Source organism: Neorhizobium lilium, assembly GCF_004053875.1.
Classification (GTDB): domain Bacteria; phylum Pseudomonadota; class Alphaproteobacteria; order Rhizobiales; family Rhizobiaceae; genus Neorhizobium; species Neorhizobium lilii.
This window is the reverse complement of sequence record NZ_SBIP01000002.1, coordinates 1,173,668-1,196,825: the sequence shown is the minus strand read 5'-3', so window position 1 is coordinate 1,196,825 and position 23,158 is coordinate 1,173,668. Positions and strand designations below refer to the sequence as shown.

At 61.5% G+C, this 23,158-nt stretch carries 19 protein-coding genes; 11 read left to right on the top strand and 8 right to left on the bottom strand.

Annotated features, from left to right (window positions below; all coding sequences use genetic code 11):
- Nucleotides 1-52: 52 nt before the first annotated feature.
- Both EPK99_RS11965 and EPK99_RS11960 read right to left on the bottom strand, forming a co-directional pair.
- The gene (locus EPK99_RS11965) at nucleotides 53-235 is read right to left on the bottom strand and encodes a hypothetical protein (RefSeq protein WP_128443239.1); all 183 of its coding nucleotides are present in this window, start codon (nucleotides 233-235) and stop codon (nucleotides 53-55) included.
- Nucleotides 236-435: 200 nt separating this feature from the next.
- Nucleotides 436-636: a hypothetical protein gene (locus tag EPK99_RS11960; RefSeq protein WP_128443238.1), complete on the bottom strand. Its 201-nt coding sequence runs from the start codon at nucleotides 634-636 to the stop codon at nucleotides 436-438.
- A 108-nt stretch (nucleotides 637-744) separates the two neighbouring features.
- On the opposite strand from EPK99_RS11960, the gene ku (EPK99_RS11955) reads away from it, so the two are divergent.
- Nucleotides 745-1,557 carry a non-homologous end joining protein Ku gene (gene ku / locus EPK99_RS11955; protein WP_128443237.1) on the top strand — a complete coding sequence of 271 codons (813 nt, stop codon included), beginning with the start codon at nucleotides 745-747 and terminating at the stop codon, nucleotides 1,555-1,557.
- A 169-nt stretch (nucleotides 1,558-1,726) separates the two neighbouring features.
- On the opposite strand, the gene ligD is transcribed toward ku (EPK99_RS11955), so the two are convergent.
- Both ligD and ku (EPK99_RS11945) read right to left on the bottom strand, forming a co-directional pair.
- Entirely contained in the window at nucleotides 1,727-4,246 is a 2,520-nt protein-coding gene (gene ligD / locus EPK99_RS11950) for a DNA ligase D (protein ID WP_128443236.1), read from the bottom strand.
- Nucleotide 4,247: 1 nt separating this feature from the next.
- Complete coding sequence (gene ku / locus EPK99_RS11945) at nucleotides 4,248-5,138, bottom strand: non-homologous end joining protein Ku (protein WP_164901768.1); 891 nt, start codon at nucleotides 5,136-5,138, stop codon at nucleotides 4,248-4,250.
- A gap of 154 nt (nucleotides 5,139-5,292) precedes the next feature.
- Between ku (EPK99_RS11945) and EPK99_RS11940 the strand changes: the two genes are divergently transcribed.
- Nucleotides 5,293-5,799: a sigma-70 family RNA polymerase sigma factor gene (locus EPK99_RS11940; RefSeq protein ID WP_245582392.1), complete on the top strand. Its 507-nt coding sequence runs from the start codon at nucleotides 5,293-5,295 to the stop codon at nucleotides 5,797-5,799.
- Nucleotides 5,800-5,872: 73 nt separating this feature from the next.
- Here the strand turns inward: EPK99_RS11940 and EPK99_RS11935 are convergent, their stop codons facing one another.
- Nucleotides 5,873-6,601 (bottom strand): glutathione S-transferase, encoded by a 729-nt coding sequence (locus EPK99_RS11935; protein WP_128443234.1) that lies wholly within the window; start codon nucleotides 6,599-6,601, stop codon nucleotides 5,873-5,875.
- Nucleotides 6,602-6,889: 288 nt separating this feature from the next.
- On the opposite strand from EPK99_RS11935, the gene EPK99_RS11930 reads away from it, so the two are divergent.
- Entirely contained in the window at nucleotides 6,890-9,232 is a 2,343-nt protein-coding gene (locus EPK99_RS11930; protein WP_128443233.1) for a glucose/quinate/shikimate family membrane-bound PQQ-dependent dehydrogenase, read from the top strand.
- A 74-nt stretch (nucleotides 9,233-9,306) separates the two neighbouring features.
- Here EPK99_RS11930 and EPK99_RS11925 read toward each other — a convergent pair whose 3' ends face one another.
- Together EPK99_RS11925 and EPK99_RS11920 are read right to left on the bottom strand one after the other, a co-directional pair.
- Complete coding sequence (locus tag EPK99_RS11925; RefSeq protein ID WP_128443232.1) at nucleotides 9,307-9,600, bottom strand: BON domain-containing protein; 294 nt, start codon at nucleotides 9,598-9,600, stop codon at nucleotides 9,307-9,309.
- Nucleotides 9,601-9,646: 46 nt separating this feature from the next.
- Nucleotides 9,647-11,596 (bottom strand): hybrid sensor histidine kinase/response regulator, encoded by a 1,950-nt coding sequence (locus EPK99_RS11920; protein WP_205909088.1) that lies wholly within the window; start codon nucleotides 11,594-11,596, stop codon nucleotides 9,647-9,649.
- A gap of 196 nt (nucleotides 11,597-11,792) precedes the next feature.
- Here EPK99_RS11920 and EPK99_RS11915 point away from each other — a divergent pair, with 196 nt between their 5' ends.
- Genes EPK99_RS11915 through EPK99_RS11905 form a run of 3 tightly spaced genes read left to right on the top strand, consistent with a single transcriptional unit; the run spans nucleotide 11,793 to nucleotide 16,776 of the window.
- Nucleotides 11,793-12,392, top strand: coding sequence for a TetR/AcrR family transcriptional regulator (locus EPK99_RS11915; RefSeq protein WP_128443230.1), 600 nt, complete (start codon nucleotides 11,793-11,795; stop codon nucleotides 12,390-12,392).
- 48 nt (nucleotides 12,393-12,440) lie between these two features.
- Nucleotides 12,441-13,595 (top strand): efflux RND transporter periplasmic adaptor subunit, encoded by a 1,155-nt coding sequence (locus tag EPK99_RS11910; protein WP_128443229.1) that lies wholly within the window; start codon nucleotides 12,441-12,443, stop codon nucleotides 13,593-13,595.
- A 22-nt stretch (nucleotides 13,596-13,617) separates the two neighbouring features.
- Entirely contained in the window at nucleotides 13,618-16,776 is a 3,159-nt protein-coding gene (locus EPK99_RS11905) for an efflux RND transporter permease subunit (RefSeq protein ID WP_128443228.1), read from the top strand.
- A 14-nt stretch (nucleotides 16,777-16,790) separates the two neighbouring features.
- On the opposite strand, the gene EPK99_RS11900 is transcribed toward EPK99_RS11905, so the two are convergent.
- Nucleotides 16,791-17,720: a LysR family transcriptional regulator gene (locus EPK99_RS11900; RefSeq protein ID WP_128443227.1), complete on the bottom strand. Its 930-nt coding sequence runs from the start codon at nucleotides 17,718-17,720 to the stop codon at nucleotides 16,791-16,793.
- A 185-nt stretch (nucleotides 17,721-17,905) separates the two neighbouring features.
- On the opposite strand from EPK99_RS11900, the gene EPK99_RS11895 reads away from it, so the two are divergent.
- The 5 genes from EPK99_RS11895 (at nucleotide 17,906) to EPK99_RS11870 (ending at nucleotide 23,023) form a co-directional block, all read left to right on the top strand.
- Nucleotides 17,906-19,120 (top strand): ABC transporter substrate-binding protein, encoded by a 1,215-nt coding sequence (locus EPK99_RS11895; protein ID WP_128443226.1) that lies wholly within the window; start codon nucleotides 17,906-17,908, stop codon nucleotides 19,118-19,120.
- Nucleotides 19,120-19,902 carry an ABC transporter ATP-binding protein gene (locus tag EPK99_RS11890; RefSeq protein ID WP_128443225.1) on the top strand — a complete coding sequence of 261 codons (783 nt, stop codon included), beginning with the start codon at nucleotides 19,120-19,122 and terminating at the stop codon, nucleotides 19,900-19,902. The genes EPK99_RS11895 and EPK99_RS11890 overlap by 1 nt, the downstream gene beginning before the upstream one ends.
- 2 nt (nucleotides 19,903-19,904) lie before the next feature.
- The gene (locus tag EPK99_RS11885) at nucleotides 19,905-20,606 is read left to right on the top strand and encodes an ABC transporter ATP-binding protein (RefSeq protein ID WP_128443411.1); all 702 of its coding nucleotides are present in this window, start codon (nucleotides 19,905-19,907) and stop codon (nucleotides 20,604-20,606) included.
- A gap of 529 nt (nucleotides 20,607-21,135) precedes the next feature.
- Nucleotides 21,136-22,023 carry a branched-chain amino acid ABC transporter permease gene (locus EPK99_RS11875; RefSeq protein WP_128443224.1) on the top strand — a complete coding sequence of 296 codons (888 nt, stop codon included), beginning with the start codon at nucleotides 21,136-21,138 and terminating at the stop codon, nucleotides 22,021-22,023.
- Nucleotides 22,016-23,023, top strand: coding sequence for a branched-chain amino acid ABC transporter permease (locus tag EPK99_RS11870; RefSeq protein WP_164901757.1), 1,008 nt, complete (start codon nucleotides 22,016-22,018; stop codon nucleotides 23,021-23,023). The genes EPK99_RS11875 and EPK99_RS11870 overlap by 8 nt, the downstream gene beginning before the upstream one ends.
- Nucleotides 23,024-23,158 lie beyond the last annotated feature (135 nt).

The window sequence follows — 23,158 nt, the reverse complement described above, 5'->3', positions numbered from 1 at the left end:
GCAGAGGGGGTTCCGGGCCGGCGCAGGCGCGACCAAGTACAGTCGGTCGCGACTATTCCGCCGCGCGGGCCTCAAGCTTGTCGTTCAGCGCTTTTTGAAGCTCCCGGGCAAGGTCGAGCAGCCTGTCCGGCACGTCTTCCTTTTCGATCTCGGTCAGGAGAACGGAAACCTGCCGGCTGACGCGCCGCCCGATCTTCTTTTCCTGTTCCGTAACAGATCTATCTTGTTTCGACATTCCGACCTCTGATGCCATCATCAAACGGCGCCCCGCCCGAAAGAAATATCAGCCCACCATACCCAGTTGGTTCTCCTTACAGCATCGAAGGCAAGTTCGGATATCCCGAAAAAGTCACAGAGGATAAATGAAGTAAGGCGACTCCCTATCCAGGAAGCCGCCCCATTTGTTCCAGTGAATTTCTGCGGGAGTTGTACGGGTCAGTTTTTAGGCGGAGGCGGAGTGCCTGCCGGAATGGAGGTGACCGTTGTCGAGACGGGGTCGCTTGCCGGAAACGTGTCTTCCAGCCCTTCGTTCAACTGCTCTTCCAGATCGGCCTTGTGGCCCTTTTCGCGAGCCGTGCTCTCCGTCTTCCTGTCGTCGTCTTCGGTGGGGGAGGTCGGATTGCTGTCCATGCTCATAGGCTTGTCTCCTGTCATGTCGTCCCGGTGCAAACGGATGGTCGAATGCTTTGTTCCGGAACCAAGCATTGCTTCTGGTGTTGATGGGCAAACACAGGAGTTCTTGCCTTGGCCCCGCGCGTATTCTGGAAGGGATATCTGAAACTGTCGCTGGTGACTTGCAGGGTCACGATGACGCCGGCGATTTCGGAAGGCTCCAAGGTCAAGTTCCACAACATCAACCGCAACACCCATAACAGGGTGCTGAGCCAGTATGTGGATGCCGAGACGGGCGAGGCGGTCGAGGACGAGGATCAGGTCAAGGGCTATCCCAAGAGCGAGGATGAATACGTCCTGTTCGAGGATGAGGAGATCGAGGATGTAGGGTTGGAAAGCACGCGCACCATCGATATCGAGACCTTCGTGCCGGAAGGCTCGGTCGGCTGGATCTGGTATGACCGGCCGCATTATCTCGCGCCCGATGACGAGGTAAGCGCCGAGGCCTTTTCGGTCATCCGCGAAGCCATGGCGAAAACCGGCACCGGCGGCATTGCACGCCTCGTCATGTACCGGCGAGAGCGTGCCGTGCTGCTCCTTCCCAAGGACAAGGGCATTATCGTTTGGACGTTGCGCTACGGGGATGAGGTGCGGGATGGCGACGAATATGCCGCCGACCTTCCCAACGGGAAACCGGATGCGAAGCACCTGGCGATGATGAAGAAGATCATCGACGAACGCAGCGAAAAGTGGAAACCGAGCATGGTGGACGATCCGGTTCAGGACCGTTTGCTGGATATCATTGCCGAGCGCAAGAAAGGCCGCAAGACGAAGAAGAAGGCCGAGGAGAAAGACAAGGCGCCGGCCCGAACCAACAACGTCATCGACATTACCGCCGCTCTCAAGAAGAGCCTGGAGGCAGAGCGCAAACCGTCACGGAAGTAGAACGGTTCAATTTTGCCCTGAAACGCTCTTAAAAAAGCAAGGCCCTCCCCACCCTCCCCACAAGGGGGAGGGCTTAACCAGTCGAACCGCTGAAGGTAAAGCGAGAGAGCGCCACGAGTGTTCTCCCCCAAGGGGGGAGATGGCCGGCAGGCCAGAGGGGGCTAAACCTCTACCGCTTCTTGCCGTTGCTCTTCCCCTTGAACTCGATCGGGGCTTCGGCTTTCCGGAAATCGCTCCAGGGATCGCTTGCCATCTGGGCGATGCGCGCCGGCGCATTGTTCACTGTAAAATAGTTCGGGCCGATGGCGCCACCGAGTTCATCCCAGGCGACCGGCATGGAAACCGGAGCGCCTGGTCTCGCGCGGGTGGAATAGGGAGCGACCGCTGTCGCGCCGCGCCCATTGCGCAGGTAGTCGATGAGGATCTTGCCCTGGCGCTTCGACTTGGTGATGGTCGAGACATATTTGTCAGGATCGTCGCCGGCCATGCTGTCCGCCAGTGCCTTCATGGCGGCCTTGACGTCCGGCCATTCCGCCTTGGGCTTCACCGGCGCCACGACATGGAGGCCTTTGCCGCCCGATGTCTTCACGAAGGCGACCAGCCCCATTTCCTCGAAGCGTCGCTTGACATCGTGGGCGGCGGCGATCGTCTCAGCCCAGGAGACGCCATCACCCGGGTCGAGGTCGATATTGACCATGTCCGGCTTTTCCCAATCGTCCAGGGTCGAGCCCCAGGGATGGATCTCCAGCGTGGCGCCCTGAACGAGGCCCAGCAGGCCGTCGAAATCGCGGATGGTGACATCCTCTTCCTTGAAATCGGTAGGATCAGGCTTCAGGAGGATGTTCTTGTTCATACCCTTCCAGCCATGTTTCTGGAAGAAAAGCGGCTTGCCGATGCCGTCCGGCCCTCGAACAAGAGAGAGTGGCCGGTTGACGATATATGGCGCCATCAGCCGCCAGACCTGCGCATAATAATCCGCAAGGCCGCCTTTGGTGACGCCGGCGTCGGGCCAGTAGACGCGGTCGGGATGGGTCAGTTCCACGGTGCGCTTGATGGGCTTGGCTTCCTCGGGCGTGTCGCTCACCACAGTTCCCTCCCGTACGATCTCCTTGGCGGGCTTGTCCTCCCTCAAACCCCGGAAGGAAGCATGACGGATATGCGCATCGGCTGTCCAGCCGTGGAACTCGACTTCCGCGACCTTGATGGGCTCCACGAAGACGACGTCCTTCTTTTCGATGCTGGCGAGCTTTTCATCGAACGGGCTCCTGCCGACCCGGATCTGGTCGAGATCCCTGAACAGGGATTGTGCCACCACATTCGAATATCCGGTGCCGACGCGACCTGCATGGCGCAGCTTGCCCTTCTCGTAATAACCCATAACCAGAGAGCCGATTGCCTTGCTGTTGACGGAGGAGGGGACATAGCCCGCTACTACGAATTCCTGACGCGACGAGCATTTGGATTTGACCCAGTCGCGCCCACGGCCGGCGCGATAGGGCGCGTCGGCGATCTTGGAAATAATGCCTTCAAGGCTTAGGCGGCAGGCATGTTTGAGCACAAGGCCGCCTTCATCGCCGAAATGCTCGCTATAGTGCAGGGCAGGGCCGCTGCCGGCCAGAAGCGCCGCCAGCGCCTCCTTGCGCGTCTCCAGCGGCGCGCCGGTCACATCCTGCCCGTCGAGATAGAGAAGGTCGAAGGCATAGAAGGTGAAGCGGTCGCTGCGCCCCTCGCTCAAATCCTGCTGCAATAGGGAAAAATCCGTGGCGCCCGAGCCACCCTGGACGGCCACCTCGCCATCGATGATCGCGCTCTGCGCCTGCAGCTTGGCCAGTTCGGCGGTGATGTCCTCACCGAACTTGTGCGTCCAGTCGAGGCCGGTTCGGGTGAGGAGTTTGACCTCGCCGGCCTTTATATGTGCCTGCAGCCGATAGCCATCGAGCTTGATCTCGTGAAGCCAGCGCTTGCCCGACGGCGCGCTCTTAACCAGCGTCGCAAGCTGCGGCTCCACGAATTCGGGCATGTCGGCCTTCTTCGCGCCTTTCATCGATGGCGTGGCGGTGGCTTTCGGGGCTGTTGCAGGCGTGGATCTGGCCTTTGAGGCCCGCGCCTTTTTTGCGGGTTTGGTGTTGCCCCAGATGTCTTCGAGCGTCTTACCCGTCGAAACCGATAGCGGCAGCTCCTCCAGTATGTCCTTTTCGTCTTCTGCTCGGGCGAACTCGTCCTCGGCCTTGATGAGCAACCAGTTCTCGCGCTTCTCGCCTTCCCGGTGTCCCATCCGCACCAGATGCCAGCGGCCATGCAGCTTCTCGCCCTTCAGCTCGAACTCGAGATGGCCCTTCTTGTAGGCCTTCTGCAGATCGCCGATCGGCTCCCAGCTGCCACGGTCCCAGAGCATGACCGCGCCTGCACCGTAATTGCCTTCCGGAATCATGCCTTCAAAGCCGCCATAGTCGAGCGGGTGGTCCTCCACATGCACGGCAAGGCGTTTTTCGCCGGGCACGAGGCTTGGCCCTTTAGTTACGGCCCAGCTCTTCAGCACGCCGTCCATCTCCAGCCGAAAATCGTAGTGCAGCCGCGTGGCGTCGTGCTTCTGGATGACGAAGCTGTTGCCCTTTTGCTTTGCCTTCTGGCCGCGAGGCTCGGGCGACACTTCGAAATTGCGTTTCTGGTTGTAGAGTTCGAGCGCCATGTCAGCCTGCCTTTTTCTGCGGAGCGGCGGTCTTGCGAGATACGGGTTTCTTTTCGGAGGCGGCCTTTTTCGGCGCTGTCTTCTTTGCTGCGGGCTTCGTTCCGGGTGGCGGCGATGCACCACCGATGCTCTCGCGCAGCGCTTCCATCAGGTTCGACACCTTCTTCGGTTCGGGCGCCGGCTTTCTCTTGATCTTGCGGCCTTCGATCTTGGCGCGGATCAGCTCGGCCAGCGCCGTCTCGTAGCGGTCGTCGAATTTGGTCGGATCGAACTTGCCGCGCTTGGTGTCGATAATGTGCCGGGCGAGGTCGAGCATCTCGCCTTCGATCTCGAAATCCTTGATGTCGGCGAAAATCTCCTTGGCCGGACGCACCTCGTAATCGTAGTTCAGGGTGCTGGCGATGAGGCCGTCTTCGGTGGGGCGGATCAACACCGTACGCAGCCGCCGGAAGAGAACGGTGCGGGCAAGCGCCGCAACGCTCTTTTCCTGCAGACCCTTGCGGATGAGCGCAAAGACGTCGGCCGAGGGCTTGTCCACCGGTGCCAGGTAATAAGGACGGTCGATATAGGTCGTATCCACGCCGTTGCAGGGAATGAAGGTATCGAGTTCAAGCGTCTTGTCGCTTTCGGGCACCGCCGCCTTGATCTCGTCCGGCTCCAGAAACACGTATTGGCCGCTCGAAACCTCATAGCCCTTGACGATGTCTTCGGCTTCGACCTCGTGACCCGTATCGGCATCCACCATCTGGCGGTGGACGCGATGGCCGGTCTCGCGATTGACGATATGGAAGCTGACGCGGTCGGATGTGGAGGCGGCCGTATAGAGCGCCACCTGGCAGCTCAGCTCGCCGACTTTAAGGTAGCCTTTCCAGTTTGCACGCGGTGCCACGATCGATACTCCGTGAAAGCCCTATCAACCGATGCGGGTAGTTCTTTGTTCCGTTTCAGACATGAACGGGCTGTTCAGATTAGCGGAACCAAATCCACAGGGCGTGCGTTTGCCACCGTCAATTCCCGCCATAGAGACTCAGGAGAGGTAGGCAACGGTGTCTGAATCACAGTTGAATGGTGATCCTGCACGTGCAGACATAGTGAAGCTCATCCCGGCTCTGCGCGCCTTTGCCCGCACCTTCTGCCGCAATCCTACGGATGCGGACGATCTCGTCCAGGAAACGCTGATGAAGGCCCTGGCCAATCTCGACAAGTTCGAGCCCGGGACGAAGCTGAAGTCGTGGCTGTTCACGATCATGCGCAATACATTCTATACGCGCGCCAAGGTGCTGGGCCGCGAGGCGCCTGGCGTGGAGGAGAATGTATCGGGCGATACGCCAATGGCAGCAACGCAGGAGATTTCCGCGCGCGCCAAGGAGGTGCAGCGAGCGTTGCAGAAGCTGCCTCCGCATTATCGCGAGGTCCTCACTTTGGTGGCCATTCTCGGCGAAAGCTACGAGGCAACGGCTGAAATCTGCAACTGCGCCGTCGGTACGGTGAAGAGCCGCCTCAACCGCGCCCGCCACCACATCCTGCAGGAACTCGGTGAGGAGGAAAGCTGAACGAAGCGGGCTCGGCTTTACGCTCCATCCATGCAATCGGCCGGCGTCATGCCGGCCATTTTCTTGGGCCAGTTCAGGCCGGATCCTGGTCCAGTTCCGGGTAACGGCGGAAGATGCCGCTCTCGTTGAAGGCAAGCCGCCGGTCGGATTTCAGATAGGCGGCGATCCGTGGCAGGGCGCGGACGTCTTCCTTGAGCGCTGCTACATGCGGATAATTCTTTTCGAAATCGTCCATGGCGCGGGGAAAGGCATAGGCCAGCCCCTCCGCCACCTGAAAAAGCGAAAGGTCCACGTAGGTCAGCTTTTCGCCCAAAATGTAGCCGCCGTGCGAGGAGTTGGCCTCGATCAGCCGATTGAAGTAGCCGATGAATTTCGGGACTCTGTTTTTCAGGAAGGCCCGGCTGCGGTCCTTGGCTTCCTTGCGCTGGTCTTCGTAATAATCTGCCGTGCTGATCGGGTGGTGGGTGTCGTGCACCTCCATCAGGAAATCGGTGATGGTCAGTTGCAAGCCGTTGGCGAAGATGCGGGAGCCTTCGTCTAAAGGCACAAGGTCCAGCTTCGGGGCCAGATGATGCAGGATGTTGGCGACATGGGAGATGACGAGGTCGCCGTCTCGCAGAAAGGGCGGCGCAAACGGCGTCTTCAGGTTCCCGTGGCGCCCCTGCATGTATTCCATCATCTTCTGCGTGCCGGACCCGGTGCGGGCCACGTCCATATAATCGGCGCCCGCCTGCTCCAAAGCCAGCCGTACGAATTCTCCGCGGCCCTGAATGCCGTCCCAGTAATAAAGTTCGTATGCCATGCCTGCTCCAGATGATCGGTGATCTTATTCAAATCGGGAATTGAATGTGGTGGGTCCGCCCCTGGCGACTTCGCTGCTTTTCGGGCGGGCAGATCGATAACTCGGTATGCTAAGTGCCCGACACTACCAACCACGTGAAGGTACAGAACCCCGGTCATCACCGGAGTGTTCCGAAGAATTTACGGGGGCGACGAAGCGGGCTGGAACTTTGTTCCGCCGATAGTGTTGAAGCCGCGGGTTTCCGTGAGCTATGCACACTTCACGTTTTTCATCGGACGGGGTTTCATTATGGCTATCAAGATTACTGCGGTCATATTCACGCTGATAGGTCTCGCTCTGGCGATTGGCGGCGGGCAGCTGCTGATGCTCGGCGGCAGTGCCTACTACCTCATTTGCGGCCTGGCCTTCGTGCTGACGGCCATTCTGCTGTTTCTTCGCAAGCGCGTCGCGCTGCATGTCTATGCGGGGATCGTCGTCGTTTCGCTCATCTGGGCGATTTGGGAAGTCGGCCTGGACTGGTGGCAGCTTGGCCCGCGAGGTGGCGTCGTCATCGTGCTCGGCATCTGGCTCCTGACGCCGTGGATCCGCCGGCCGCTCGGCTTCCAGAGCCCCAGCGGCATCCGCTATGGTGCAAGTGCCGTGCCGTTGGCGATCAGCGTCGTGATCTCTGTCGCCGTCGCAATTCTGTCCATGTTCTTCGACCCTTACGACCAGAGCGGCGACCTCCCGACACAAGCGGTGGCCGCGGCACCCGCCCTTGGCGGCAATGTGCCCAATGGGGATTGGCACCAATACGGTCGCACGCCCTTCGGCCAGCGCTATTCGCCTCTCGACCAGATCAAGGTCGATAACGTTGCCAACCTCAAGGAGGTCTGGCGCTACCAGACGGGCGACGTGAAGCGGCCGGACGACGTGGGCGAGACCACCTATCAGGTCACGCCGCTCAAGATTGGCGATTCGCTTTACGTCTGCACGCCGCACAACCTCGCCATCGCGCTCGATGCGACGACGGGTAAGGAAAAGTGGAAGTTCGACGCCAATTCCGGCATGAACCCGGATCGTCAGCATCAGACCTGCCGCGGCGTCAGCTACTACAAGGATCAGGCTGCCGCACCCGGCAGCGCCTGCGCCGAACGGGTCTATCTGCCGACATCCGACGCGCGGTTGATCGCGCTCGATGCCGCCAATGGTCAGGTCTGCCCATCGTTTGCGGACAAGGGCACGCTGCATCTGGAAGCCGGCATGAAGTTCGATCCGGCCGGCTACTACTACTCGACCTCGCCGCCTGCCATCGCCGGCAACAAGATCATCATCGGCGGTGCGGTGAACGACAACTATTCGACCCAGGAACAGTCGGGCGTCATTCGCGCCTATGACGTCAATACCGGGCAGCTCGTCTGGAATTGGGATTCGGGCAACCCGAGCCAGATCCAGCCGCTCCAGCCGGGCCAGACCTATACCACGAACTCCCCAAACAGCTGGTCCGTGTTCAGCGTCGATGAGGATATGGGGCTTGTCTATATTCCGCTCGGCAATCAGGTGCCCGACCAGCTCGGCATGAACCGCAGCGAGAATGTGGAGAAATATTCGTCCTCCATCGTGGCGCTTGACCTCAATACCGGCGCCGATAAATGGGTGCGCCAGTTCGTCCACCACGACCTGTGGGACATGGACGTGCCGGCCCAGCCCGTACTCCTCAACATCACCAAGCCGGACAACAGCGTCGTGCCGGCCCTGGTCGGTCCGACCAAGCAAGGCGATATCTATGTGCTCGATCGCCGCACCGGCGAGCCGATCCTGCCCATCACCGAAGAGCCGGCGCCGGGCGGCGCGATTCCCGAGGACCGTACGGCCCCGACGCAGCCCACATCGGCGCTCAGCTTCAAGCCGGATCGGCTCAAGGAGCACGACATGTGGGGCGTCACCATGTTCGACCAGATGGTGTGCCGCATCTGGTTCCATCAGTACAAGTATGATGGTCGCTACACGCCGCCGTCGCTGCAGGGCTCGATCATCTATCCCGGCAATTTCGGTACGTTCAACTGGGGCAGCGTCGCGGTGGATCCGGAGCGTCAGGTGATGTTCGGCATGCCGACCTATCTCGCCTTCACCTCGAAGCTGGTGCCTCGCGCCGACGTGCCGGCCAAGGGCCAGGGCGAGAAGGGTAGCGAGCAAGGCCTCAACCGTAACGACGGCGCGCCATACGGCGTCTATATGGGTCCCTTCCTCGGCCCGCTGAACATTCCCTGCCAGGCACCGCCTTGGGGCTATGTCGCCGGCGCCGACCTGCGCACCGGCAAGGTCGCCTACAAGCACAGGAACGGCACCGTCCACGACATGACGCCGCTGCCGCTGCCCTTCAAGGTGGGCGTGCCCGGCATTGGCGGCCCGATGATCACCAAGGGCGGGATCGCCTTCCTGGGTGCCGCCGTCGATAACTACCTGCGGGCCTACGACCTGACCAATGGCGAGGAATTGTGGGAAGCGCGCCTGCCGGCGGGCGGCCAGTCCACGCCGATGACCTATGCTGTGGAGGATGGGCGGCAGTTCGTGGTCATGGTGGCTGGCGGTCACGGCTCGATCGGCACGAAGCCTGGCGATTACGTCATCGCCTATGCGCTGCCTCGGTAAGGCAGCACTCACTTGAAAATGCGAAGGCCCGGCGCGATGAGCGCCGGGCCTTCCTGTTTTCAATCGTATAGGTCTCAGATCCCGCGCGCCTCGTTGATGTTCGTCTTGGCATCGAGGCTGTTGCGAACCTCCGTCACGCCCGGCACACTGCGAGTGACCTCTTCGGCACGGGTAATCTCGGCCGTCTGGAGGACGCTGCCGGCAAGCGTGATCACCGATCCGGTGGCGGTGACCGTCACGTCCGTCGCGTCGATGCCGCCAGCCGATGCAAGCGCGTCAGATACCGCGCCTTCGAGTACAGCTGCGGGCGGAAACTCCGTCTCCACCTCCGGCGTCGTCTCATGAAAATGCTGATGTTTGTAGACCATGTGCTGGTTCTCCCGGTTGGACCCCGTAGAGAACGCGGATGGGGTCTCATTTGTTCAGGGTGCGGGTCCCGATCACTGCCGCGACGATATCCTGCAATTGTGCCTGCGAAAAGGGCTTGGGAAGCCGCGGCAGCTTGGCATCGCCGCCTGGAGGAAGCTCCGCATAGCCCGTGGCGAGAATGACGGGCAGATGTGGCCAGTGCCTGGCAATTTCCGAGGCTAGCTCCGATCCCGTTATTTTCGGCATGGAATGGTCGGTAATGACGAGATCGAACTCGATCTCGTTGCCGTGGAGGAGGTCCAGCGCCTCGGTGCCGCTATAGGCCTCCGTCACCCGATGGCCGAGATCCTCCAGCATCAGGGTCGTGTTCATGAGGACGAGGGCGTCGTCGTCCACGGCCAGCACGTTCAGCGTCTTCGGCGGCGCATCGGAGTTTGGCTGATGCACAGGTTCCTCTTCAGCCGGAATGACCCCTTCCTCCGCCCGCGGCAGGAAGAGCGAGACGGTCGTGCCCTGGCCCTTCTTGCTGTCGATATGCAGCTTGCCGCCGGATTGCTCCGTCAGTCCCTGGACCATGGAAAGGCCAAGCCCCGTTCCCTTGCCCACACCCTTGGTCGTGAAGAACGGTGTGGTGGCTTGGTTCACGGTTTCCACATCCATTCCTTCGCCGGTATCTGCCACCGAAAACTGAATGTAGCGGCCCGGCTTCAAGAACCCGCCTTCGGCCGTGACATCGTGTTCATCGATCCCGATCGTGATCGTTCCTTCACCGGCAAGGGCGTCGCGGGCGTTGACCACCAGATTCAGCAGCGCGGTCTCGAGCTGGAGGGGATCGGTCACGACCACCGCGTTGTAGGGCGGAATGCGCGTCTCTATCCTGGCGGAAGATCCCAGCGAGCGCTGGAGGAAATCCATCATGCCCCGGACAAGGTCGCCCAGGTCGATGGCCTTGATGTTCAGTTCCTGGCGGCGGGAAAAAGCGAGCATGCGCTGGGTAAGGGCTGCGCCGCGTTCTCCGCCTTGAATGGCGTTTTCGAGAAGCGGGGTCAGCGCAGGATCGTCAGGCATGCGCTTGCGCAGCATTTCCAGGCTGCCGAGTATGGCCATCAACAGGTTGTTGAAGTCGTGGGCGATGCCGCCCGTCAACTGGCCGATGGCCTCCAGCTTCTGCGACTGGAAGAGATCCTCGCGGGCCTTGGCAAGCGCTTTCTGCGCCTCCACCTTCTCGGTGATGTCACGCGTTACCTTGGCGAAGCCGATGATCTCGCCCTTGTCGTTGCGGATCGCATCCAGCACCACATGCGCGAAGAACCGGGTGCCGTCCTTGCGCTGACGCCAGCCTTCTTTTTCCATCCGGCCTTCGCGGAGCGCCGTCTCCAAGCTTTTGGCGGGCTCGCCATTGGCCCGGTCTTCCTCGGTGTAGAACTGCGAGAAATGCTTGCCGACGATCTCGTCTGCCCGGTAACCCTTGATGCGCTCGGCGCCCGCGTTCCAATTGCTGACATAGCCGTTCGGATCGAGCATATAGAGGGCGTAATCCATGACGCCCTGGACGAGGATCTCGAACTGGTCCCGATTGCGCTTGATCTCGGCTTCCGCATTCTTTCGCTCGCTCAGGTCACGGGTGACCTTGGCAAAGCCCAGAAGCTGACCGGATCGATCCCATATCGGATCGATGATGACATGCGCCCAGAATCGGGTGCCGTCCTTGCGGACGCGCCAACCTTCGTTCTCGAACCGTCCTTCGGTCGCCGCCGTGCGCAATGCCAGCTCCGGCAGGTGGATCAGCTTGTCTTCTTCGGTATAGAAGCGGGAAAAGTGCTCGCCAAGGATCTCGGGCGCCTCGTAACCCTTGAAGCGCTGAGCGCCGGGATTCCAGCTGGCGATCCTGCCGGTCGGGTCGAGCATGTAAATTGCGTAGTCGGTAATGGCGTCCACAAGAAGACGATAACGTTCCTCATCGAGCAACGTGGTTTCGGTCTGCGGCATGCTCATCAAGTATCCCCGGCGGCCCAGCGTCCTCAGCCATCTGATACAATGTCTGATTTCTGATCCGGTTCCCAAAATTCGGATGAATCTGCCGAATTTTTTGCCGGACTCGGCGGAAGCCGTTGACTTGTAGATGCGTAAAGTTTACGAATGACGAAATATGAAAAACGTCACTCGTAAACAAGCGACTTCTGAGGCTGGCATGACGCAGGAACAGGTTGCAGAAGCAGCGCGGCGGGAAAATGTCTGCCGTATTCTCGATGCGGCAGAGCGGCTGTTCAAGCATTACGGCTACGCCAAAACCAATGTCGCAGACATAGCGCGGGATCTTGGCATGTCGTCGGCCAATATTTACCGGTTCTTTTCGTCCAAGACAGATATTCACCACGCCCTTGCTCATCGCATGATGGAGGCGAGCTATCAGGCCGCGGTTTCAGTCGCCGATCGCAAGGCGAGCGCCTCCGAGCGGCTCAAGGATTTTACGCTTAGTCAGTTCAAGATCACTGTCGATACCATGCTGGATGAAAAGAAGGTCCACGAGATGGTTGTGGTGGCCATCGAGCAGAATTGGCCGGTGATCGAAGCCCATATCGAGCGACTTCGTCTGCTCGTCGAGCGGATGATTACCGAGGGCATTGCCGCCGGCGAGTTTCGCGAACAGGAGCCGGCGCTTGCTGCGGAATGCTTCATGTCGGCAACGGTCATTCTCTGTCACCCGCAGCTGGTTGCCAAATGCCTGGCGAAAAGCAGGATCAGTACGCCGGAAGATCTCATAGAATTCGGCCTTCGGGCTTTGAAATAACAGCCGGCGCGCGGCGCCATCGTTAACCCGCCACATGGAGTGGGGACTATGCCTTTATCTGCAAACGGACAATATCGGGTTCTTTTGAAGGGCGTTGCCCTCGCCGCCGCCTTTCTGGCGCTCGTTTCCTGCTCGGAGGAGAAGAAGGCCGAGGCGCCCGATCCGGTGCGGCCGGTCAAGGTGACCGAGATCTCCGGCCTGGATCATGGCCGCGTCCTCGTCTATTCCGGCTCTGTCAAAGCCCGCACGGAAATGAACCTCGGTTTCCGCGTTGCCGGCAAGATAACCGAGCGTTCCGTCGATGTCGGGGACCGTGTCACGTCGGACATGGTGCTTGCCCGTCTCGATCCGACCGATCTGCAGCTGGCAGTGCGCCAGGCGGAGGCCGATCTTTCGGCTGCGCAGAAGCAGGCCGACATCAGCGAGCTTGCCTATCGCCGCGCGCAGTCGCTCAATGCCAAGAACATCACCTCCCAGTCCGACCTGGAGCAGGCAAGCCTGACCCGCGACAAGGCGGCAGCAAGCCTCGAATCGGCTGCCTCCGCGCTGGATCAGGCCCGCAACCAGGCGGCCTATACGGAACTCAAATCCGACAAGAGCGGCATCGTGACCGCTGTCAGCGCCGATCGCGGCCAGGTGGTCAGCGCCGGCACACCTATTCTCACCGTTGCCATGGATGGCGCCAAGGAGGTGCTGATCGCGGTTCCTGAAGGGGACATTCCGCAGTTCAAGCCGGGCAAGGGCGTCACGGCACGCTTCTGGTCCAGCGCCGATCTGGTGCTCGACGGAAAGGTTCGCGAAGTAGCCGGCAGTGCCGACGCGCAATCTCGCACATTTTCGGTCCGCGTCAGCGTGCCGGAGGACCCGCGGGTTCTCCTGGGCATGACGGCGACCATCGAAGCGCCAACGGAGAACATGACCCCGGCCTATTCCATTCCGCTCGCGGCGCTCGCCAAGAAGGACGGCCAGCCGATCATCTGGGTCGTGGACAAGGATAAAGGCACGGTCAGCTCCCGCCCCATCGAGGTTGCGGATTTCTCCGACGATGGCGTGCGCGTCACCAAGGGGCTTGCCGCTGGCGATCTCGTCGTGTCCGCCGGTACGCAGTTCATGAAGGATGACATGAAGGTGAGACTGCCTGAGACGGTCAGCTCGCGCTTCGGTAACGTCAATAGTCTCAGCACGGCATCCGTGCGGGATTGAAGGCAAGCGAGGGATCATCAGCATGGCATCGCATAACCTTCCGTCCCCTCCGAACCCTTCGCAGAAGCAGGCCTTCAACCTGTCGCGCTGGGCGATCGGACATCCCAGCATCGCCCGCTTCCTGTTCGGCCTCATCATCGTCATGGGTGCCCTCGGCATCATGAACATGGGCCAGAAGGAAGACCCGGACTTCACCTTCCGCGTCATGGTGGTGCAGGCGGTCTGGCCGGGCGCCTCGATCGACGACATGCAGAACCAGGTCGTCAACAAGATCGAGCGCAAGCTGCAGGAAACGCCCCATCTCGACTGGGTCAAATCCTATACGCGTGCCGGCGTGTCGATCACCACCATCCAGATCAAGGGCGACACGACCTCCCAGGATGTGGCGGATGCCTTCTACCAGGTGCGCAAGAAGATCGGCGACATCAGCCAGGATCTGCCGTCCGGCCTGCTCGGACCCTATTTCAACGATGAGTTCGGCGACACTTATATCACGCTCAACTCGATCAGCGGCCAGGGCTTCACCTATCCGGAGCTGAAGCAGTTCGCCATCCAGGCCCGCGACATGCTGATCGCCACGCCCGGCGTGGAAAAGGCTGTCATCCTCGGCGACCAGCCGGAAAAGATCTTCATAGACGTCTCGTCCAAGGCCCTGGCCGAGCGTGGCCTCACGGTGCTCGACCTCCAGAACGCGCTTGCCGGCCAGAACGCCGTCGATGCCTCCGGCAGCGTCGAGACGGCGGAACGTTCCGTGCGGATATCCGTCGAAGGCGGCGTCACCACGCCGGCGGAAATCCGCGAATTGCGCATCCGCACCGGAGGCCAGGTCATCCGCCTCGGCGACATCGCCAAGGTGGACCGAGGCCTGGAAGATCCCTTCCAGCGCAAGTTCCGCTTCAACGGTCAGGACAGCGTCCAGATCGGCGTGGTCATGGCCAAGGGCTTCAAGGTCACCGATGTCGGCAAAAGTGTCGAAGAGACCTATGCACGCTTCCAGCAGACGCTGCCGCTCGGCGTGTCGGTGGAGCAGATCTCCAACCAGCCTGAGGTGGTGACGGAGGCCGTGGGCGAATTCACCCAGGCGCTGATAGAGGCGCTGGTGATCGTGCTCGTCGTGTCGCTTATCTCGATCGGCTGGCGCTCCGGCATCGTGATTGCGATCGCCATTCCGCTGGTGCTCGCCGCGACCCTGGCGATCATGTATTATCTGGGCATCGAGCTGCAGCGCATATCGCTCGGCGCGCTCATCATCGCGCTCGGCCTGCTGGTCGACGACGCGATGATCGTGGTGGAGATGATGGAGCGCAAGCTGGAAGAGGGGCTGGAGCGCCTCGACGCCGCAAGCTTCGCCTATTCCTCCACGGCCTTCCCCATGCTGACCGGAACGCTGATCACCACGGCGGGCTTCATCCCCGTCGGCTTTGCCGCATCGACGGCCGGCGAATATGTGCGTTCGCTTTTCTACGTGGTCGGCATCGCGCTCGTTACCTCCTGGTTCGTCGCCGTCTATTTCACTCCCTGGCTCGGCTATATGATCTTGAAGCAGCGGGCGCATGCGGGCACGCATCACGATCCCTACGACACCCGCTTCTATCGTCGCCTGCGCGGCACGGTGGGTTGGGCGGTGCGCCACCGGATCATCGTGCTGCTGGCCACGCTTGGCGTCTTTGGCGGAAGCCTCTATGCGTTCCAGTTCATCCCGCAGAGCTTCTTCCCGCAATCGTCGCGGCCGGAAGTGCTGGTCGATATGTGGCTGCCGGAAGGCACCAGCATCAAGGAAGTGGAGCGTCAGGCCAAGGCGCTGGAGGATCGCATCCTTCCGGATCCGGACAAGAGTTTCGTCGCCACCTATATCGGCGAAGGCGCGCCGCGCTTCTTCCTGCCGCTCGACCAGCAATTGCGCAACCCGAACTACGCGCAGCTTCTCGTGATGACCAAGGGGCTTGCCGAGCGCGAGCGGATGATCGTCAAGTTGCGCAAGATCCTGGCGGAAGATTTCCCGACCGTGCGCGGCAAGGTGGATCGCCTTTTCCTCGGCCCGCCTGTCGGCTGGGCGGTGCAGATGCGCGTGACCGGACCGGACAAGGATCAGGTCCGCCGCATCGCGGATCAGGTCAAGGACCGTTACCAGCAACAGCCGCTGCTTGGTGCCATCCATGAGGACTGGATGGAGCCGGTGCCGGCGATGAAGCTGGTGATCGACCAGGATCGCGCACGGGCGCTCGGCGTCACCTCGCAGCGCGTCCGCCAGATGTTGCAGACAGCCGCGTCAGGCGCGCCGATCGGCAATTTCCGCGAAGGTGAAGAGACGGTTTCGGTCGTGGTTCGGGAGCCTGCGGCCACGCGCGGCCTGCTGTCGGCAATTCAATCCGTCTATATCCCCACCGATTCTGGCGGCTTCGTGCCTGCCTCACAGGTCGCCAAGCTCGTGCCGGTGCTGGAACAGGGGATCGAATGGCGTCGCGACCGCCTGCCGACCATTACCGTCAAGGCAACTCTGCCCGATGGCGTCGAGCCGACCCAGGTTTCGCTCAACCTCTACAACAGCATGGCGGACCTGAGGGCGGCGCTGCCGGCCGGCTACCGGGTGGAAATCCAGGGCGGGGCGGAGGATGCGGCCGAAAGCCAGAATTCCATCGCCGCCAAGGCGCCGATCATGCTGCTGGTCATCCTGCTGCTGCTGATGGTGCAGCTCCAGAACTTCGGCAAGGCGCTTCTGGTTCTTGCCACCGGTCCGCTCGGCATCATCGGGGCCGCCATGGCGCTGTTGATCACCGGCGCTCCCTTCGGTTTCGTGGCCATTCTCGGAGTGATCGCGCTGCTCGGCATCATCATCCGCAACTCGATCATCCTCGTGGACCAGATCGACCAGGATATTGCTATCGGCATGGAACGGCAGGAGGCGATTATCGGCGCTGCCATCCGCCGTTTCCGGCCGATCATGCTGACGGCGCTCACCGCCGTGCTGGCGCTGATCCCGATCTCGCGCGGCCTGTTCTGGGGACCGCTCGCCTATGCAATGATGGGCGGCATCCTGGTTGCCACCGTGCTGACCATCTTGGTGCTGCCAGCCGGCTATGCGCTGTTCTTCGGCCAGGAGCCGAAGAACAGGAAGGACAAGCCTGTGGCGGAAAATGATACGGATAGCGGCGCGTCGATCCTGCCGATGGCAGCGGAGTAACCCTCCAGCCAATGTTATCCGCCGCTGCGGGTGGGCAGGAAAGCCTCTGCATTGGCCTCGACCGTGGCCACGATGTAATCGGCCACGGCACGTAGTCGCGGAATGCCGATGAAGTCGCGGTGCTGCACCAGCCAGTAATGCCGGGTGAGCTGGACGTCTTCGCCGAGCACGATCTGCAGTTCCGGCTGATGCCGGGCGATGAAATGCGGCAGCACGCAGAGGCCAAGCCCGTTCAGCGTCGCGGTCAGCTGGGCAAAGATGCTCGAGCTCTGGAATCGCGGCTTGATGCCGGGATGCAGGTCGCCGAGATAATCCAGACCCGGCGCGAAGATCATGTCCTCGATATAGCCGATGAAGGGGTGATCGAGCAGCTCCTCGCGACGCCGCAAGGGCGGCTTGCCGGCCAGATAGGTCTTCGACCCGTAGACGCTCAGCCTGTAGTCGGTGATCTTCTCGATGCTGTAGGGGCCGGCTTTTGGCGGGTCCAGCATGACGGCAATGTCCGCCTCCTTGCGCGACAGAGACATGATCTGCTGAATCGTCACCAGTTCGAGCGAGAGGTTGGGGTGTCTGGCGCTGAAGTCGCCGATATGGTGGGTGAAGAAGAAGTTGGAAAAGCCCTCCGGCGCGCTCAACCTCACCACGCCGCGATGGGCCGTTGCGCCTGCGGTGATATCCGCCTGCAGCCTGTCCGTCTCCATCTCCATGCGCTCGGCTGTTTCCACGAAGCGCTGGCCAAGCGCCGTCAGCACGTAGCCGCGCGGATTGCGCTCGAACAGCTTGACCTTCAGCGCGAATTCCAGCCGGTCGATGCGGCGCGAGACGGTGGCGTGGCTGCTGCGCAGGTGCCGCGCCGCCATGGACAACTGGCCGGTGCGGGCGACCGCCAGGAAATACTGAAGGTCGTCCCAGGTGAAATTGGCGATTGTGTTTGCGCTGCCCATGCCTGATCGCTCGTTGTGTTCAAAAATGCACAGATGCTGTTTGCAATTAATAAGCGGCGGCTGCTTGCGTCAACGCATGTTTTCCTGAACCATAGCCTTCGGAGGGGCTGCTTTGAGGAGGGCGGCCTGCCAAATTTGAACAGACTCGCGCTATTGGCGCTCTGCAATCTCTGGGAGGAGACATCATGCGGAAGACAGTTCTGGCCTCGCTTGCTCTATTGCTGGCGAGCGGCACGGCATTTGCACAAACTGCATCGGGGGCCGCGTCGGACGGCAAGGTGAAGATCGGCATCCTGAACGACCAGTCCGGCGTCTATGCCGATTTCGGCGGCAAATCGTCGGTCGAGGCTGCCAGGATGGCCGTCGAGGATTTCGGAGGCAAGGTGCTGGGCGTGCCGGTGGAAATCGTCGATGCCGACCACCAGAACAAGGCCGATATCGCCTCCAACATTGCCCGCCAATGGTACGACACCCAGCAGGTCGATGCGATCATGGAGTTGACGACCTCGTCTGTGGCGCTGGCCGTGCAGTCGGTCGCCAAGGAAAAGAAGAAGATCGACATCGTGACCGGCGCAGCCACCACGGACCTGACCGGCAAGGCCTGCAGCCCTTACGGCTTCCACTGGGCCTATGACACGCATGCGCTGGCGGTCGGCACCGGCGGCGCTCTGGTAAAGCAAGGCGGCGATAGCTGGTTCTTCCTGACCGCCGACTATGCTTTCGGCTATTCGCTGGAGCAACAGACCGGCGATTACGTCAAGTCGAGCGGCGGCAAGATCCTCGGCTCGGTGCGCCATCCGCTATCGACAAGCGACTTCTCGTCCTTCCTCTTGCAGGCGCAGTCGTCCGGCGCCAAGGTCATCGGCCTTGCCAATGCCGGTCTTGACACCGCAAATGCCATCAAGCAGGCCTCGGAATTCGGCATCACCCAGGGCGGCCAGCATCTGGCGGCGCTGCTCTTCACGCTGGCGGAAGTGCACGGGCTGGGGCTCGAGGCAGCGCAAGGCCTGACGCTGACCGAAGGCTATTACTGGAACCTCGATGACAAGAGCCGCGAGTTCGCCAAGAAGTTCTTCGCGCGCACCAAGAAGATGCCGAACATGATCCATACCGGCACCTATTCCGCCGTGCTGCAGTATCTGAAGGCCGTGCAGAAAGCCGGCACGGACGATACGGAAGCTGTTGCCAAGGCGCTGCACGAAATGCCGGTGGACGATTTCTTCGCCCGCGGCGGCACGGTGGGCGCCAATGGCCGGATGATCCACGACATGTACCTGCTGCAGGTCAAGAAGCCGGCCGAGAGCAAGGAGCCGTGGGACTATTTCAACGTGCTCGCCACCATTCCCGGCAAGGAAGCCTATATCGACCCCGCCAAGAGCGGCTGCGATCTGGTGAAGTAATGGCTGCGGCCATGACATCGACGCATGAGGAGCCGCGGGTGGTCCTGTCCGCCCGTGGCCTCACCAAGAGTTTCGGTGCCTTTGCGGCCGTGAAGGACGTGGATCTCGACGTGCAGGACGCGCAGGTGCATGCGCTGATCGGCCCGAACGGCGCCGGCAAGACGACCGTGTTCAACCTGCTCACCAAATTCCTGCAGCCGACGGGTGGCACGATCACACTGATGGGCAAGGATATCACCCGGACGCCGGCCGACAAGGTGGCGCGCATGGGACTGGTGCGGTCCTTCCAGATCTCGGCCGTGTTTCCGCATCTGACAGTGCTGGACAATGTCCGGGTGGCGTTGCAGCGGCCGGGCGGGCTCTCGACGCAGTTCTGGTTGCCGCTGGCCTCTCTCGAGCGGCTAAACGCGCGGGCCGACGAACTGATCGAAGCCGTGGGCTTGAAGCGGGAGCGCAATGCGTTGGCCGCCGACCTTTCCTATGGGCGCAAGCGCGTGCTGGAAATCGCCACGACGCTGGCGCTCGATCCCAAGGTGCTGCTGCTGGACGAGCCGATGGCCGGTATGGGGCAGGAGGATATCGGCACGATTTCCGGCATCATTGGCGAGGTGGCGAAAACCCGCGCCGTGCTGATGGTGGAACATAACCTCTCGGTCGTTGCGGATATCTGCCACCGTGTCACCGTGCTTCAGCGCGGTGAGATCCTGGCCGAGGGCGATTACAAGACCGTGGCTCAGGACGAACGGGTGAGGCTCGCCTATATGGGCACGGAGGAGGCGTGATGGTGCAACCACTTCTGCAGGTCTCCAATCTCAATGCGTGGTACGGCGAAAGCCATGTTCTGCACGGCGTCGACATGACGGTCGACGAGGGCGAGACGATTACCATCCTGGGCCGCAACGGGGTCGGGAAAACCACGACACTGCGCACGATCATGGGCATCATCCGCGAGCGTAAGGGCGAAATTCGCTTTGCGGGCAAGGATATGTTGAGCGTGCCGCTGCACCGGACGGCGCATGCGGGGCTGGGCTTTGTGCCGGAGGAACGCGGCATCTTCTCGACGCTGACAGTGGAGGAAAACCTGATGCTGCCGCCGGTGGTGGCAGAGGGCGGCATGCCGCTCGAGGAGATCTACGCGCTGTTTCCCAACTTGAAGGAGCGCCGCGCGAGCCCCGGCACCAAGCTTTCCGGCGGCGAACAGCAGATGCTGGCGATCGCCCGCATCCTGCGCACCGGGGTCAGGCTGCTCATTCTGGACGAGCCGACCGAAGGACTGGCGCCGGTCATCGTCCAGCGGATCGGCGAGGTACTGAAGACCCTGAAGGCGCGGGGCATGACCGTGCTTCTGGTGGAGCAGAATTTCCGCTTCGCCAGCCGCATCGCCGACCGCTTCTACCTGATGGATCACGGGAAGATGGTGGCCGAATTCCCGGTCGGGGAACTGCCGCAGCGCATGGACATGCTCAACAAGGTGCTGGGGGTGTGAGGATGGGTGTGATCTTGAAAAGCCAAACCCCGCCCCAGCCCCTCCCCACAGGGGGGAGGGGCTTAACCCGCCGCACCGTTTCTGTGCCATTGGGCTGGAAGGGTGCTACAAATTTTCTCCCCTCTTGTGGGGGAGATGGCCGGCAGGCCAGAGGGGGTTTTTGCAGCCGGAATAGAAATCTCACCGCCCTCATCCCTGTGCTTGTCACAGGGATCCAGCAACCGCGCGTCTGCGCGGTAACAGGCTCTCTTCAGCCCAAGGACTTGGGCTGGCTGGATTCCTGTGACAAGCACAGGAATGAGGGCGGGAGAGTTGTGCGCCGCATCTCCCCCACAAGGGGGGAGAAGACCCGCCTCAACCGCCGGCCCCAATTGAGCCTTGTCGGTTCGGCTTGGTTAAGCCCTCCCCCTTGTGGGGATTGGTTTTGGCTCCGTGAGGAAACCCCTCCCGCCTGCCGGCCACCCTCCCCACAAGGGGGAGGGTTAAGACTGAGGCGCTCCCTCTGCCCAATCGCCAAGTGGAGCCATCCATGACGATGATCTTTGGCATCCCGTTGCAGGCCTTTCTCGGGCAGCTGCTGATCGGGTTGATCAACGGGTCCTTCTATGCGCTGCTCAGCCTGGGGCTGGCGGTCATCTTCGGCCTGCTCAGGGTGATCAATTTCGCCCACGGCGCGCAATATATGCTGGGCGCTTTCGTGGCGATGCTGCTGCTCCAGTATTTCGGCATCAATTACTGGTTCGCGCTGATCCTCGCACCGCTAATCGTCGGGCTGTTCGGCGCCATCATCGAGCGGACCATGCTGTCGCGGCTCTACGATCTCGACCCGCTCTACGGCCTGCTCTTCACGTTCGGCCTGGCGCTGACTATCGAGGGTACGTTCCGCTATCTCTACGGGTCGTCGGGCCAACCCTATACGGTTCCGCCGCAACTGGCCGGCGGCATCAATCTCGGCTTCATGTTCCTACCCATCTACCGCGGCTGGGTGGTGGTGATCTCGCTCGCTGCCTGCATCGGCACCTGGCTGCTGATCGAAAAGACTAAGCTCGGCGCCTATCTGCGCGCCGCCACCGAGAACCCGGTTCTGGTGCAGGCCTTCGGGGTCAACGTGCCGCTGCTGCTGACGCTCACCTATGGGCTGGGCGCAGCACTTGCGGCCTTTGCCGGCGTGCTCGCGGCGCCCGTCTACCAGGTGTCGCCGCTGATGGGCTCGAACATCATCATCGTCGTGTTTGCCGTGGTCGTCGTTGGCGGCATGGGCTCGATCATGGGGGCGATCCTCACCGGCTATATGCTCGGCATCGCTGAGGGCCTTACCAAGGTCTTCTATCCGGAGGCTTCCAATATCGTGATCTTCGTGATCATGGCGATCGTGCTGCTGATCCGGCCGGCGGGCCTTTTCGGACGGGATGCGTGACATGAGCGAAATCATTCACGCGCCCGCCAAGCCCAGGACTGAGCGAGCCGGCACCGCCTCCAGGACCTTTGCGGCTTTCCTGATCATCGGGCTTGTCCTGCTGATCATTGCGCCGGCCTTCTTCTATCCGATCTTTCTGATGAAGCTGCTGTGTTTCGCGCTGTTTGCCTGCGCCTTCAACCTGCTGCTTGGTTATACCGGTCTCCTGTCCTTCGGGCATGCCACCTTCTTCGGCGGTGCTGCCTATTTCACCGCCCATGCGGTCAAGGAATGGGGGCTGTCGCCGGAGCTGGGCGTGCTCGTGGGCGTTGCCGGCGCGGCCGGGCTCGGCCTCATTGTCGGTTTCTTCGCGATCCGCCGACAGGGCATCTACTTCGCGATGATCACGCTGGCGCTGTCACAGATGTTCTTCTTCTTCTGCCTGCAGGCGAGCTTTACCCATGGCGAGGATGGCATCCAGTCCGTGCCGCGGGGTCATCTGTTCGGCTTAATCGATCTGAACAGCTCGACCAACATGTATTACTTCGTCCTGGCGGTGTTCCTGATCGGCATGCTGGTCATATGGCGGTTCATCAACTCGCCGTTCGGGATGATCCTCAAATCGATCCGCGAGAACGAACAGCGGGCCGTGTCGCTCGGCTATTCTGTCGCCCGCTACAAGCTCGGCGCGTTCGTCATGTCGGCGGCGCTGGCGGGCCTGGCGGGCGGCGTCAAAGCGCTGGTCTTCCAGTTCGCGACGCTGACGGATGTGGCCTGGCAGATGTCGGGCGAGGTGATCCTGATGACGCTGCTCGGCGGCATCGGTACGCTGATCGGGCCGATCTTCGGTGCGGGACTGGTGGTGACGCTCGAGAACTATCTGGCGACCTCGCAATTCCCGGTCACCATCGTCACGGGCGTCGTCTTCATGGTCTGCGTGCTGCTCTTCCGCCGTGGGATCATCGGCGAATTCTACGCCTCGCGGCTCGGGCGCAAGCTCGGCTTCGAGCACAGGCGGTAGTGCTTTTGATGGCGGGCCACTCAGCCTTCCCTCATTCCTGTGCTTGTCACAGGAATCCAGCCACGGCGCGTCTGCGCCGTGAAAACGACTTTTCCTGCGATGCGCGAAAGGGTCCTCCGCGCCCAAGGACTTGGG